Here is a 13,444-nt window from a genome sequence, read left to right on the forward strand (position 1 = left end):
GTGACTCCTGGAGTATGAAACCGGACACCGACGCTCCCAGCCGCTGATAGCCGCCGGAAATCAACCTACGGGTGTTATACCAGAAATGCTATAACGACCGGCCTAGCTTAATTGCTGGGCAAACCTGATGAAACATGGCCGCGCACGGCATATCTGGCCTGAAACCCGCTTAAAATGCCGCGTCTTCCTCGGCGATTATGCCGTCACGCTTGAGCTGACCCTCGATCATGGCAAAGTCGGCCCGTGCAGCGGATATCTTCTTGATATGGGCCTGACGGTTGTTGCCGTCATCTTCTTCCCATGCCTTTTCGGCGAGCTCCAGCGCTTCCTTGGCCTTGGCCAGGTCATGCAGGGAATATTCAGCGCTCATCGTTAGTCTCCTGTTATGAAAGCCGCGAACGGTAGCACTTGCTGCCACGAGTGTCGATTTGACTGGCAAGCGAGGCCTCAAAGCAGACGAGAAGCCCGTATCCAGTAAGCCACCAAGGTTACTGTGGTCGCCGATCTATAGCTTAGGCGGTCGGCAAGCCTGTCACTCATGACTTGGCGCCACAGCCACCCAACCGAACACTTCGCATAATATATATTATGTTAAATTGAATATGCGGATTCAAGGAAACTCGAAACTATTGTTCCCTTTTTGCTGTAGGTGGCTGGCCATTTGGTCGTCATACTTACATCATTGGACTCTTATAACATCTTCCCTGTGCCGCCTCGATGCCTTATGGCGTAGCGGGCATGGTTCTTGTCGACGCTTCTCGGGAACAAGCTATGAAAACCACAATACGTCTCGTCATTGTCGTCATCGTACTGACGGTGGCTCTGGGCAGCATTTTCGGGTGGAAGTACCTGAAAATGCAGGAAATGGGAGCAAAGAACTCACAAGCCCAACCACCGTCGCCCGTCGAAGCGGTCACCATTGAATCTCAATCCTGGCGCCCGGGGTTGAGCTCTGTCGGCTCCCTGCGCGCCATCAACGGTGTCGAAGTGGCCAACGAAGTGGCCGGCGTCGTCAGTGAGGTGGCCTTCGAGTCGGGTCAAAGCGTCAGCAAAGGCGATGTGCTGATTCGCCTCGAAGACAGCGTCGACCAAGCCGCGCTTGCCGCGCTGGAAGCACAGGCGCAGCTCGCCAACGAGACCTACCAGCGGTATTCCAACCTGCTGCCGCGTAACGCAGTGTCCCAGTCTCAGTTCGACGAAGCCCGAGCCAACTATCAGGCTGCCCGTGCCGATGCCGAACAGCAGCGCGCTCAGCTCAACAAGAAAACCATCCGCGCCCCCTTCGACGGCGTTGTTGGCCTGCGCCAGGTCGACCTGGGCGAATATATTGCCGTCGGCACACCGATTGTCGACCTGAACATGCTCGACCCGATCCACGTCGACTACAGCGTGCCGGAACGCGCACTGGACCAAGTGGCTGCAGGCCGCGGCATCGAGCTGACGGTCGCTGCGTATCCTGAGCGCGTCTTCGAGGGCGAGATTCTGGCCATCGCGCCCTCGATCAATGAATCGAGCCGTACGCTCAATGTCCGTGCCCAGCTCGAGAACGCCGACGGCGCGCTGCACCCGGGCATGTTCGCCGAGGTCAGTACGCTGTCGGCCGATACCCGTGATGTCCTCACCCTCCCCCGTACGGCGCTGTCCTTCAATACTTACGGCGACTTCGTGTTTCGGATCGTCGAGAATGATCAGGGCCAGACCGTCGCGTCCCGACAGCAAGTGACGACGGGCAGCACCCGGGGCGATGTCGTCGAGATTACCGACGGCCTCTCTGAAGGCGATCAGGTCGTGGCTACTGGCCTTCTGCGCCTGCGCGATGGCCAGCCGGTCAAGGTGGCCAAGCAGGATGCGCCCGAGCCGCAGGCGACGAATGCTGATGAGGAGGCGCAGGGCTGATGAAATTCACCGATATCTTCATCCGGCGACCGGTGCTCGCCACCGTGATCAGCCTGCTGATCCTGCTGGTTGGCGTGAGGGCTGCCATGGATATGGAGGTTCGCCAGTATCCGGAGCTTGAAAGCACCGTGATCACGGTGACGACGTCCTATCCGGGGGCCAGCTCTGAACTGGTGCAAGGCTTCGTGACCACGCCCTTGCAACAGGCCGTTGCCGAAGCCAATGGCATCGACTTCATCGAATCGACCAGTATTCAGGGTTCCTCGACCATCGAAGTCAACATGGAGCTCAACTACGATGCCAATGCTGCTCTGGCCGAAGTACAGGCCAAAGTGGCCAGCCAACGCAGCGTACTGCCAAGCTCCGCTGAAAGCCCGGTCATCGAGTCATCGACCGGTGACAGCACCGCGCTGATGTATCTGGCGTTCTATTCAGAGCGCATGGAAGTGCCGCGTATTACCGATTACCTGACGCGCGTGGTGCAGCCCAAGCTTCAGGCGCTGCCTGGGGTCGCCAAGGCACGCAGCTTCGGCCAGAGCATGGCCATGCGCATCTGGCTCGACCCGCAGCGCATGGCGGCCTTGAACGTCAGCCCCAGCCAAGTCATCGATGTCCTGCAAAACAATAACTACCAGGCCGGGGTCGGCAAGACCCGCAGCGAGTTCGTGGTCATCAATTTGACCACCGATACCGACATCACCGATCCCAGTCAGTTTGAGGACCTGGTGGTGCGTAACGATGGCGGCGACCTGGTGCGCCTGAGAGACGTGGCGCGTACCGAACTGGGTGCCGAAAACTATAACAGTACCGCCTGGTACAGCGGGACGCCCTCTACCTTCATGGCCATCGAGCAGGCGCCCGGTGCCAACCCGCTGGATGTCGCCACGGCCGTTCGCGACACCCTCCCGGAAATCCGCCGCCAGCTGCCGGCGGGCCTCAAGGTCGTGCTGCCCTACGATGCCTCGGAGTTCATCGATGATTCCATCAATGAAGTGGTCAAAACCCTGCTCGAAGCCCTTCTGATCGTATTGGTGGTGATCTTCCTGTCGCTCGGTTCGTTCCGCGCGGCTTTGGTTCCTGCGGTAGCGGTGCCGCTGTCGTTGATCGGTTCGGCATTCGTGATGCTGGTGCTGGGCTTTTCGCTCAACCTGCTCACGCTTCTCTCGATGGTACTGGCCATCGGCTTGGTGGTGGATGACGCCATCATCGTGGTCGAAAACGTACACCGACATATCGAGGCCGGCGAATCCCGTTTCGATGCGGCCATCAACGGCGCACGGGAGATGGCGGTGCCAATCATCGCCATGACTACCACTCTGGTGGCGGTCTACGCCCCGATTGGTTTCATGGGCGGCCTGGTCGGCTCACTGTTCACGGAATTTGCGTTTACCCTGGCAGGTGCCGTGGTCATTTCGGGCATCGTCGCCCTGACGTTATCACCGATGCTGTCTGGCAAGGTGCTGAAGTCTCACGGAAAATCATCGCGCTTCGAAAAAGGCGTCGAGTCTACCTTCGATGGCTTGTCCAACGGCTATCGAGGGCTTCTGACACGCACCCTCGAAACCGTGTCGGTGCCGGTGGTGTTCGCCACGGTGGTTCTGGCCTCGATCTACTTCATGTTCATCACCAGCCAGAACGAACTGGCTCCGACGGAAGATCAGGGCATTATCTTCTTCCAGGGCACCGCACCGCAGACGGGCACCCTCGAGTACCTGGAGCGCTATGCCAATGACATCCAGGCCCGAGTGGAAGGCATCGACGGCTACAAAGAGTCGTTCATGATCCTCGGCGGCACCAGCGCCGACACTGTGTTTGGTGGTTTCAAGATGGCGCCCTGGAGCGAACGGGATGTCTCGCAGATGGAGGTCATGCCCCAGCTGCAAGGCGCCCTTTCCCAGGTGACCGGCTTGCAGACTGCCGCCTTCGCGCGTCCTTCCCTGCCCGGCTCCAGTGGCGGCTTGCCGGTTCAGTTCGTGCTGACGACCGGCAACAGCTATGAAGAACTCAACGCCATCGCCGATGATCTGCTCGGACAGGCCATGGGCAGCGGCAACTTTGCCTTCCTGCGCAAGTCGATCGACTTCAACCGCCCCAACACCCGTATCCTTGTCGATCGTGATCGGGTGGCGGATATCGGCCTGACCATGGCCGATGTCGGCCAGGCGCTGTCGACGCTGCTCGGTGAAGGCTTCACCAACCGGTTCAGCATGGACGGACGCAGCTACAAGGTCATTCCTCAGGTCGAGCAGCAATACCGTCTCGACGCCTCGATGATCGACAACTACTACATCGAAGCCGATTCCGGGGAGCAGGTGCCGCTTGGTAATCTGGTGCGCTTCGAGGACAGCGTGGAACCCTCTAAACGCAGCCAGTTCCAGCAGTTGAACTCGGTCATCCTCGAGGGCGTACCGCGCCCCGGTGTGACGCTCGGCGATGCTCTTGGCTGGCTCAACCAGACAGCCGCCGAGAGCCTGCCTCCGGCTTACTCGGTCGACTACAAGGGGGAATCACGGCAGCTGATGAATCAGGGCAGCGCCCTGATATTGACCTTCTTCCTGTCGCTGATCGTCATCTACCTGGTGCTGGCCGCACAGTTCGAGAGCTGGCGTGATCCTCTGATCATCCTGGTCTCGGTACCGATGTCGGTAGCCGGCGCCATGACGTTCATCACCCTCGGGGTCTCGAGCCTGAATATATACACCCAGGTGGGCCTGATCACCCTGATCGGGGTCGTGGCCAAGAATGGCATCCTGATCGTCGAATTTGCCAACCAGTTGCAGCATGAGGAGGGGCTCAACAAGCGTGACGCGGTCATCGAAGCCTCGGCGATTCGCCTGCGCCCGATCGTGATGACGTCGGTAGCGCTGATCGTTGCCATGGTACCGTTGCTGATAGCCACTGGTGCTGGGGCGGTCAGCCGTTTCGATATCGGCTTGACCATCGCTTCCGGGCTTGGCATCGGCACTCTGTTCACCTTGTTCGTGCTGCCGGCGTTCTACCTGCTGCTGGCCCGCGATCACAATGCGGCCAAGGATGCCGGCGCCGAGGCAACGACAACGTCGTGAACGTGCAGGCACCGGGGTCCTCCCGGTGCCCACATGGCGAGTGCCTACATGGACAGTCTCGTCATCACTCCTTATCATCGCTGGACTCTTCTCGAAGCTCGCTGAGAGAAGTCTTAACATTCCGGCGGTGGCTAGGGTCGGATACCAACGACCGGTGAAAGGTGCAGGAGAAAGATGGGCAATCGCTATTCATGCCTGGCGGCATTAGTGGGACTCTCGCTTCTTGCGGGTTGTGCCTGGTCGCCACAGGCCCAGGAAGAGGCGCATGCCAAGCTGGCCACCACGGCCCAGCTGGATGCGCATTTTACGCAGCTGGAAGCAGCGGTTGACGGACAGTGCGGTGGCCAACAGGAACGCTACGCCCAACAGCAGCAGCGTCTCGACGGAGTGGATGCCGACATCCGCGAGGTGGGAAGTCTGCTGCGAGGGCTGCGCGCTGATCTGGCGCAAGCCAAACGCGAACCCGAGACAGTGATAAAGGACTGCGCTGTCGATTCGGATATCGGCAACAAAGAGCTGCTGGGTCGCTCCGAATGGATAGGTCTGCCAAGCATCGCCACCTACCTCCAGGCGCGGATCGACTCAGGTGCCGACACCTCGTCACTCTCGGCCCGCGAGATCACGCCCTTCGAACGCGATGGCGATAACTGGGTCAAGTTCAAGCTTGCCTTGGAGGCCGACGATACCGTGGTCGATGCCGTTCGCGACAAATGGATCGAAGCGCCCATTGAGCGCCGCGTGCGGGTGCTGCAGTCCAACGGCGAGGCCTCGCGCCCGGTGATCAGCTTGCTGATGACGCTGGGCCCGATTCGCGAACAGGTCGAGTTTACCCTGAGTGATCGTCGCCAGCTCAGCTATCCAGTGCTTCTGGGGCGGCGCTTCATGATGGATATCGCCGTCATCGACGTGGCCGAACGTTATCTGCACCCACGGCCGGAGTTTCCGGAAGGTGCGCCCGCTAGCGAAGCGTCCGCCGACGAAGCTCGCGACATCGATAGCGCCGAGACGCCTGACCAGGGCTGACCCCTTCCCTTTCGCCTGTCATCATCACCCGCCGCCATGCCGGTGGGTGATGTCTTATTTGAGGACTGCGTATGTCACGTCTGCCCTTCTATCTACTCGTCGGCTTTCTGCTGATCGCCGGCATTGCGCTCAGCGTGCATCGTCACGTTGCCTTCGAGGTACCCTGGACGCCAGGCGAACAGCGCCAGGTCTGGGAGGTCGAGGCTCAGGTCAACTTCTCTGCGCTGGGTGATCCCGTTATGGTTAATCTAGCGCTGCCATCCACTCAGCAGGGTTACCGGGTGCTGACCGAGAACACGGCCTCATCCGGCTATGGTCTTGCCTTCCTCGAAGACCAGGGAAGCCGTCAGGCCCAATGGTCGATTCGCGACGCCATTGGCCCACAGCAGCTTTACTACTCGGTACAGCTGCTGGTAGCCCCCCAGGCGGTTAATCGTGAGGCCAAGCCACCGCCCCTGCCCCGCGAGATAGCCTGGGAGCGTCCCTTCGATACCGCGGCCAGTCAGGTCATCGAGCGTGCCCAGCAGCGCTCCGCGGATGCCGTCACCTTTGCCCGCGAGCTGATTCGGGATTTCACCGGCGACCGTCAGGGCGAGAATTCTCGCCTGCTGCTGACCCAGTTCGAGCGCACTCCACTGCTGGTGCGCCTGCTCAATGAGGCCGGCGTGCAAGCCCGCGAGGTCAGCGGCCTTGCTCTCGACGACGGCCGGCGCCGCCAATCTTTGCAAAGCTGGCTGCAGGTGTACAGCGATGACGGCAGCGCGGTGCTCTTCAACCCGGTGACCGGCGAACAGGGCAAGCCCGACAATCTGTTGCTTTGGGAAGACCGAGGCGGGGCCGTACTCGAGGTACAGGGCGGTACCAACTCCCGCGTCAGTTTCTCGATGATTCAGCATAATCAGCCGGCCTCCACCGCGGTGCGCAACCAGCTGGCCGAAGACACCCTGATCAACTTCTCGATTCATAGCCTGCCGCTCGAGGAACAGGCGCTCTTCCAGACCATTCTGCTGATCCCGATCGGTGCCCTGGTGGTAGTTTTCCTGCGGGTGCTGGTGGGCCTCAAGACCTCGGGCACCTTCATGCCCGTGCTGATCGCCCTGGCCCTCATTCAGACCACCCTACTCACTGGCCTGATCGGCTTTCTGTTGGTGGTGACCGTGGGGCTGGTGATCCGAAGTTATCTCTCTCACCTCAACTTGCTGCTGGTGGCGCGAGTGTCGGCGGTGATCATCACGGTCATCGCCATCATTTCGGTTTTCTCGGTGATGTCTTATCGCTTCGGCCTCAATGCCGGCCTGACCATCACCTTCTTCCCGATGATCATCCTGGCCTGGACTATTGAGCGGATGTCGATTCTCTGGGAGGAGGAAGGCCCCAAGGAAGTGCTGATCCAGGGCGGTGGCAGCCTGCTGACGGCGGTGCTGGCGTATCTGGCGATGAACAACCCCTGGGTGCGCCATATCACCTTCAACTTCCTGGGCGTGCAGCTGATCCTGATGGCGTTAATCCTGCTGCTCGGCAATTACACCGGTTATCGGCTTCTGGAGCTCAAGCGCTTCAAGCCGGTGACGGAGGATTGAGCCCATGTGGACGACTCCCGGTAAGTTGAGAGACAAAGGCATCATCGGCATGAATCGGCGCAACATCCGCTATATAGGCCGTTACAACAGCCGCAAGCTCTATCCGCTGGTCGATGACAAGCTCAAGACCAAGCTGCTGGCGCATGAGTACGGCATCACCACACCGGCTTTGATCGGTACCGTGAGCACACAGTTCGAGGTCAAGCACGTCACCCGAATCTTGCAGGGGCATCCCGGTTTTGTGATCAAACCGGCCAAGGGGTCCGGCGGCAAGGGCATCCTGGTCATCGAGCACGTCGATGGCAGTGCCTACATCAAGCCCAGTGGCGCCCATCTGGGCCGCGAGGATATCGAACGCCATGTTTCCAACATCCTCTCCGGGCTCTATTCCCTGGGCGGGTCACCGGACGTGGCGGTCATCGAATCACTCATCAACTTCGATGACACGCTGACCCAGTACACCTATGAGGGAGTGCCTGACATCCGCGTCATCGTGTTTCAGGGCTATCCGGTGATGGCGATGATGCGTCTGTCCACTGCTGCCTCCGATGGCAAGGCCAATCTCCACCAGGGCGCGGTCGGGGTCGGGCTGGATATCGCCACCGGCACGGCTCTGCGCGGTGTGCAGTTCGACCGTCCCCGACATGACCACCCGGACACTGGCCATGAGCTCGCCAGTCTGCGCATTCCCGGCTGGAACACCCTGCTGGAGCTGGCGGCGAGCTGCTATGAGATGACGGGGCTTGGCTATCTGGGTACCGACATGGTGCTGGATCGCGATCATGGCCCGATGCTGCTCGAACTGAATGCCCGCCCCGGGCTCGCCATTCAGATGGCCAACGGTGAGGGCCTGCGCCCTCGCCTGGATCTTATCGAGCAACAGCCCGAGGGGGTCGATGCGGCCTCCAGGGTCGCATTCGCACGAAGGCACTTCGCCCGCCGTGCCGAGCTCATCTCATCAGCGGATGCGGCGCCGGCCTGACGGTAGATGATCAGGCGACCTTAGCCGCCAGTCGAACCCGGGCCCAGAGGGCATGGCGCCCTGACTGGCTGGGGACTCATGTGGCGCGTAGAATAGTGGCTTTCGTCACACCGCCAGGCGCGCCATGCCCGAAACGCATTCACTGATTCAACAAGCCGAACGCCACTGCGAGTCGCAGGGTGCACGCTTCACGCCGATTCGCCGTCGGGTGCTGGAGATGATCGCCACCACCAGTGGCGGACTCAAGGCCTACGAGCTGCTCGACCGACTCACTCAGGAGCACGCCGCCGCGCGACCGCCCACGGTATATCGGGCGCTGGAATTCCTGATCGAACAGGGACTGATTCACCGCATCGAGTCCCTGAATGCCTATGTTGCCTGCCCCTGCCCCGAGCACGCCCACGGCTTTCAGTTGCTGATCTGCCGACACTGCGGTCGCGTTGAAGAGCTACACCTGGATGACGTCAATGACCAGCTGGCACGGCGCGCCCGCGATCAGGGATTTCGCGTCGAGCGCCAGACCATCGAGCTGCTTGGTAGCTGCCACGATTGCCTGGCCGCCCGCCGCGAGCCGACCCTTCACGCCCAATCTTGAGTCGAGCACCTCATGAGCGAAGTTTTCAAGCGCCTCGAGCGCGTTCCCACCGGCACCCGCGAATCGCTGGCCACCATCCTGGACAACGTCGGCTGGAACGACGCCGGTCTGATCCCGGCCATTGCTCAGCAGCATGACAGCGGCGACGTGCTGATGATGGCGTGGATGAACCGCGAGTCACTGCAAGAGACCCTTGCCACCGGCCGGGTCTGCTACTGGTCGCGTTCCCGCGGCAAGCTGTGGCGCAAGGGGGAATCCTCGGGCCAGATGCAGATGCTCAAGGCCGCGCATCTGGACTGCGATGGCGACACCTTGTTGCTCTCCGTCGACCAGACAGGCCCGGCCTGCCACACCGGCCGGCGCAGCTGCTTCTACGTTGCCCTCGATGATGATGGTGCACAGGTCGACGGCGATACCCTGATCGATCCCGACCAGCTCTACGCCCGTTCCTGATGGTCATGGCCAGTCGCTCACGCTGCTCTGATCAGCCCAACAGGGTCGACAAGACTCCAAAGCACTCTACGCTTGCTCAGCTGACCAGCCTGCCACTGATTGCCCTGATCAAGGTCTATCAGTACGGCATCAGCCCGCTGCTAGGCCCTCGCTGCCGTTTCTGGCCGAGTTGCTCACACTATGCGCTGGAGGCGTTACGCGAGCATGGTCCAGCTCGCGGTGGCTGGTTGGCACTCAAGCGGCTGGTCAAGTGCAACCCTTGGCACCCAGGCGGCATCGATCCCGTTCCCGGCGGACCCAGCGAAGCGCTGTGCCGAGAGGATGACAGCCTTGACGAGCACTTTTGCACCCGTCAGGATGATCAGAACCGGTCGTCGAGTCGCTGACCCTCAGGCCTGTTCGTTGAGGCCCTCGAACCCCTCCGCTACCAGTTTCTCCAGCTTTCGTGCCAGACGCGAATCCTCCAGCACAGGGAATTCCTTGCAGAGGTTTCCGCTTACCCTGCCGTTCTGACGAATGGCACGGATGATGCGATCTATATGGTCATCAGGCCCTTCCACCCAATCCTTGATCGCTGCACGCGTTTCGTACCAAGCCCGCTGCAAGGCGGCCTGATGATGCATCTCGTGTTCGAGGGTGTAGCGGATCACACCGCCAAGATATTCGACCTGATCCGTCAGGTCCGGATAGCGCCAACTCGGAGCTGCCAGCGTGTAAGCGGAAAAGTCGAAGTCCGACTCGATTCCGTCGGCGTAGTGTTGACGCTCTTGCCGGAACTCAACACTCTCTCGGTACCTCGCCATAAAGGGGCGCGAGTATTGCTCAAGCACACGATCGTACTCAACGCGCCTGATCGCTGATGAAGTAATCGCGGCCGATACCGGCAGGATAAAGGGGGCAGGTACCAGACCATCACGCCGCAGGAGGTCGTTGACCAGGAAGCGTGATACACGGCCGTTGCCGTCAGCCAGTGGGTGGATAAAGACAAACCCGAAGCTCGCGACCGCGGCGCGGGCCAGGGACTGGGACGAGCCGGTGCTGGCGAGGAAGCGACGCAGGCCTTCAAGCATCCCGGGCAGCCATTCCCAATGCGGACACACATAGTGGATTACCGAGCCATAGCCTACTGAGCGACTCCCGACGAACACCGGAGATTCTCGCAAGCCAGGACGAATCGTCGAGACCCCGAGGATGGCGCTTTGAAGCTGACTAAGAGCGTGAGGATCCAAGGGGTCTGGCAGTCGGCCGCAGTATTGCTCCATGGCCACGGCAAAGCGCTGTATCCGATCCTGATGCCCGCTCTCATGCTCGATGGCAAAACTGGCACGGCTCTCGTGGATTGTCAGCCAAACGGCGCTACGGCGGAGAATGTCGGCACCAAACTCGCCTTCCATGTCTTCTAGGCGCCTAGCGATATCATAGGCTTGGGCCGATTCTACGTCCGGCGTCCGGCGCACCAAAGGGCAATAATCCGGCGTTCCGGGCAGGTTGTCATTGATTCGCCAGCGTCGATTCCGACGAGGCGTCTCGGCAGTCACATAGTGGCGGGGATCAAGGGCGTTACGATAGTTGCCGCCGGTATCGGGAATGTCGAGGGTATCCCTAGTCAGCCATTCGAACAGGAAACCGGCACGTCGTGCATATTGGCCTGTCGGCTCTTGGCGAACCCAGGTCGCTAGATGGTCAGCCTCAATGCTTTGGAACAGACGCGCCAGAAGCTCCAGGTGGACGCCTTCATGTTTCAGGGCAAAGGTCAGGTGCGCCGCGAGAGTGTCCTCAGGGCGCATGGCTTCGAGATAGGTTTCCTGGCGTACGCCATTGGCTTCATACGTATGGCGTTTGCGTCCGATGCAGCTTTCTACGGCCAGTGGCTGGGTTGCCAATACACCATAGCGTGCCGCGAGCCAGCCATAACCGATTTCATTGTGCGTTGGCGTCGACAAAATGATTACCCGACCGAATAAACGATTAGAACGCCACCTTATCCTAAAAAAACGATTATGAAAGCCTGGTCTTCAGTTGATCCCGGGAGCCTTCCGATTCAGCGGAGCTCTTGCCAGAGCGTTGCCAGCGGTCAGGCTTCTGCCTTGGCCACCTGATAGATGCGCTCGAGCATCGCATGCAGCCCGTTGCTGCGGGTCGGTGACAGATGCTTGTCCAATCCCAGCTCTTCGAGAAAGCTCGGCGGCGTGGCGACAATCTCGGCAGGTGGACGGTCGTTGAAGATGCGCATCAGCACGGCGATCAGGCCAGAAACGATGGCCGCATCGGAGGTGGCATCGAAGTGCAGCCGATCGCCATCTCGCTGTGAACGCATCCAGACATTGGACTGACAGCCCTGGATCTTGAGCTCATCGGTCTTCCACTCGTCGGGAAAGGCCGGCAGCTGCTTGCCCATGTCGATGATGTATTGATAGCGATCCATCCAGTTATCGAACATCTCGAACTCTTCGATCAGTTCGGTCTGGCTTTCCTGAGCGGTGTCGGACATGGTCTCTCCAGAACATGAGTGGCTGCGGGCCCGGCTAACGCCTCAACCCGCGAATCTTGGCCGCCAGTATAACGGCTCGCCACCCGGGGCGTCGTCCCCTCGCCACCTCCTATTGAACCACCCCATCCGTCATGAAGCCGCTGCGTCGCGCTGATCCCGTGCCCAATTCCAGACATCAATCGAGCCCATGGCGACTCATCTGCTGCTGCCATTCCTCGGCTTCGGCGTGCAGGTAGCGGGCGGTGGTGTCCAGTCGCGAGTGACGGGCACTGCGGGCCAGGTAGCGAAGCTCGACGCCACCCTGGGCCTGATGCGTGATGGCGGTGTGGCGAAGCCAGTGCGGGGTGGCGGCGCGCAAGGTGCGGGCCAGGGCGTCATTCCCCACGCCTGCCTCGCCTTTCTGACCTGCCACGCCCTCTCTTCTTTCGCCGGCGGCTTCCAGCGCGAATGCCGCGCTCTCGAACGCCTTCTTGATCAGCCGATAGAGCTGGTTATCCCCCAGGCCGCGTTTTCCGTCCAGCCCGCGTAGTACCGGCGAATCGTCATCGGGCGCCGGGAGTCTGGCCAGGCCCAACTGCTCACGCCAGTCGCCGAGCATCGTCATCATGTCCGGTGGTACCGGAATCGTCGCCAACTTGTTGCCCTTGCCGATCACTCGCCACCACCAACGCCCTTCCCGCCGCTGAAAATCCCCCATCCGGGCCGCAGCCAACTCGCTGATGCGAGGTGCCAGCAGGTAGGCAAAGCCGAAGATCAGCCGCCGGCGCTGCCATTCAAAGCGCTGACGTTGGGTCGCTGCCTGGGGCAGTGACTGGTTGAGCCAGCCCCATAACCAATTCCACAAAGGGCGCTCCAGGTAGCGCTCGATGCCCTCTTGCCGATTGTCGAGACGCCGACGCTTGCCCCGCATCAGGCGAAAGGGGTTATGGTCCACCCACCCCGCTTCCACCAGCCAGCTGTAAAGCCCCTGCAGGATCACCAGGCTCTGGCGTCGACTCGCCGCCGAGAGCGGGCGCCGAAAGGGCCGCCAGTCCTCTGCATGGCGTGGCCTGGGTGGCCCGATCCAGCGCGCGGCGGGCCGAGGGTCGGCGAGGAAAGCTTCGAAGGCGTCCAGTCCGTCCCGGCGAAGCGACGAAAGCGTCAGGCCCTGGCTGTCCAACCATAGCAACAGGCGCTCGGCCTCCTTGCGATAGGCCCGGAAGGTCTGAGCGCTATCCCGGTACTCCTCCAGCCAGGCAGCAACGGCTTCCACGTCGCTGGTGGCGCTGATCCTTGTCGCATCGGCGAGCACCGCCGCCCTGCCCTGCACAGAAACCGGCACCTCCTGCCGTTGTGCCACCTCTCCCGTCTGCTGCGGCC

At 61.0% G+C, this 13,444-nt stretch carries 12 protein-coding genes; 8 read left to right on the forward strand and 4 right to left on the reverse strand.

Features of this window, described 5'->3' with window-relative positions:
• Nucleotides 1–169: 169 nt before the first annotated feature.
• A complete protein-coding gene (locus BCL93_RS10955) occupies nucleotides 170–370 on the reverse strand; it encodes a hypothetical protein (RefSeq protein WP_112055314.1) in 201 nt (66 codons plus the stop codon).
• A gap of 401 nt (nucleotides 371–771) precedes the next feature.
• Between BCL93_RS10955 and BCL93_RS10960 the strand changes: the two genes are divergently transcribed.
• The 8 genes from BCL93_RS10960 to yidD all read left to right on the forward strand — a co-directional run bounded on the left by BCL93_RS10960 (nucleotide 772) and on the right by yidD (nucleotide 9,980).
• On the forward strand, nucleotides 772–1,896 hold the full coding sequence (locus BCL93_RS10960; RefSeq protein ID WP_112055315.1) for an efflux RND transporter periplasmic adaptor subunit: 1,125 nt from the start codon (nucleotides 772–774) through the stop codon (nucleotides 1,894–1,896).
• Nucleotides 1,896–4,961 (forward strand): efflux RND transporter permease subunit, encoded by a 3,066-nt coding sequence (locus tag BCL93_RS10965; RefSeq protein WP_112055316.1) that lies wholly within the window; start codon nucleotides 1,896–1,898, stop codon nucleotides 4,959–4,961. The genes BCL93_RS10960 and BCL93_RS10965 overlap by 1 nt, the downstream gene beginning before the upstream one ends.
• Before the next feature lie 174 nt (nucleotides 4,962–5,135).
• A complete protein-coding gene (locus BCL93_RS10970; RefSeq protein ID WP_112055317.1) occupies nucleotides 5,136–5,984 on the forward strand; it encodes an ATP-dependent zinc protease family protein in 849 nt (282 codons plus the stop codon).
• 71 nt (nucleotides 5,985–6,055) lie between these two features.
• Nucleotides 6,056–7,564 carry an inactive transglutaminase family protein gene (locus BCL93_RS10975; protein WP_112055318.1) on the forward strand — a complete coding sequence of 503 codons (1,509 nt, stop codon included), beginning with the start codon at nucleotides 6,056–6,058 and terminating at the stop codon, nucleotides 7,562–7,564.
• 4 nt (nucleotides 7,565–7,568) lie between these two features.
• Nucleotides 7,569–8,546, forward strand: coding sequence for an alpha-L-glutamate ligase-like protein (locus BCL93_RS10980; protein ID WP_112055319.1), 978 nt, complete (start codon nucleotides 7,569–7,571; stop codon nucleotides 8,544–8,546).
• A 124-nt stretch (nucleotides 8,547–8,670) separates the two neighbouring features.
• Nucleotides 8,671–9,141 carry a Fur family transcriptional regulator gene (locus BCL93_RS10985; RefSeq protein WP_112055320.1) on the forward strand — a complete coding sequence of 157 codons (471 nt, stop codon included), beginning with the start codon at nucleotides 8,671–8,673 and terminating at the stop codon, nucleotides 9,139–9,141.
• A 12-nt stretch (nucleotides 9,142–9,153) separates the two neighbouring features.
• Nucleotides 9,154–9,594, forward strand: a complete 441-nt coding sequence (gene hisI, locus BCL93_RS10990; RefSeq protein WP_112055321.1) for a phosphoribosyl-AMP cyclohydrolase — start codon at nucleotides 9,154–9,156, stop codon at nucleotides 9,592–9,594.
• Nucleotides 9,595–9,599: 5 nt separating this feature from the next.
• Nucleotides 9,600–9,980 carry a membrane protein insertion efficiency factor YidD gene (gene yidD, locus BCL93_RS10995; protein ID WP_112055415.1) on the forward strand — a complete coding sequence of 127 codons (381 nt, stop codon included), beginning with the start codon at nucleotides 9,600–9,602 and terminating at the stop codon, nucleotides 9,978–9,980.
• A gap of 3 nt (nucleotides 9,981–9,983) precedes the next feature.
• On the opposite strand, the gene BCL93_RS11000 is transcribed toward yidD, so the two are convergent.
• From BCL93_RS11000 to BCL93_RS11010, 3 genes are all read right to left on the reverse strand, one after another.
• Entirely contained in the window at nucleotides 9,984–11,537 is a 1,554-nt protein-coding gene (locus BCL93_RS11000; RefSeq protein WP_112055322.1) for a Fic family protein, read from the reverse strand.
• Nucleotides 11,538–11,668: 131 nt separating this feature from the next.
• A complete protein-coding gene (locus tag BCL93_RS11005; RefSeq protein WP_112055323.1) occupies nucleotides 11,669–12,085 on the reverse strand; it encodes a SufE family protein in 417 nt (138 codons plus the stop codon).
• 175 nt (nucleotides 12,086–12,260) lie between these two features.
• Nucleotides 12,261–13,406, reverse strand: coding sequence for a tyrosine-type recombinase/integrase (locus BCL93_RS11010; protein ID WP_258396426.1), 1,146 nt, complete (start codon nucleotides 13,404–13,406; stop codon nucleotides 12,261–12,263).
• Nucleotides 13,407–13,444: the final 38 nt, after the last annotated feature.

The organism is Onishia taeanensis (assembly GCF_003268885.1).
Lineage (GTDB): Bacteria > Pseudomonadota > Gammaproteobacteria > Pseudomonadales > Halomonadaceae > Onishia > Onishia taeanensis_A.

What these genes read in the sequence shown, in the direction of transcription:
- BCL93_RS10955 (WP_112055314.1), bottom strand. Translation starts at nt 370, where the DNA reads ATGAGCGCTGAATATTCCCTGCATGACCTGGCCAAGGCCAAGGAAGCG.
- BCL93_RS10960 (WP_112055315.1), top strand. Translation starts at nt 772, where the DNA reads ATGAAAACCACAATACGTCTCGTCATTGTCGTCATCGTACTGACGGTG.
- BCL93_RS10965 (WP_112055316.1), top strand. Translation starts at nt 1,896, where the DNA reads ATGAAATTCACCGATATCTTCATCCGGCGACCGGTGCTCGCCACCGTG.
- BCL93_RS10970 (WP_112055317.1), top strand. Translation starts at nt 5,136, where the DNA reads ATGGGCAATCGCTATTCATGCCTGGCGGCATTAGTGGGACTCTCGCTT.
- BCL93_RS10975 (WP_112055318.1), top strand. Translation starts at nt 6,056, where the DNA reads ATGTCACGTCTGCCCTTCTATCTACTCGTCGGCTTTCTGCTGATCGCC.
- BCL93_RS10980 (WP_112055319.1), top strand. Translation starts at nt 7,569, where the DNA reads ATGTGGACGACTCCCGGTAAGTTGAGAGACAAAGGCATCATCGGCATG.
- BCL93_RS10985 (WP_112055320.1), top strand. Translation starts at nt 8,671, where the DNA reads ATGCCCGAAACGCATTCACTGATTCAACAAGCCGAACGCCACTGCGAG.
- hisI (WP_112055321.1), top strand. Translation starts at nt 9,154, where the DNA reads ATGAGCGAAGTTTTCAAGCGCCTCGAGCGCGTTCCCACCGGCACCCGC.
- yidD (WP_112055415.1), top strand. Translation starts at nt 9,600, where the DNA reads ATGGCCAGTCGCTCACGCTGCTCTGATCAGCCCAACAGGGTCGACAAG.
- BCL93_RS11005 (WP_112055323.1), bottom strand. Translation starts at nt 12,085, where the DNA reads ATGTCCGACACCGCTCAGGAAAGCCAGACCGAACTGATCGAAGAGTTC.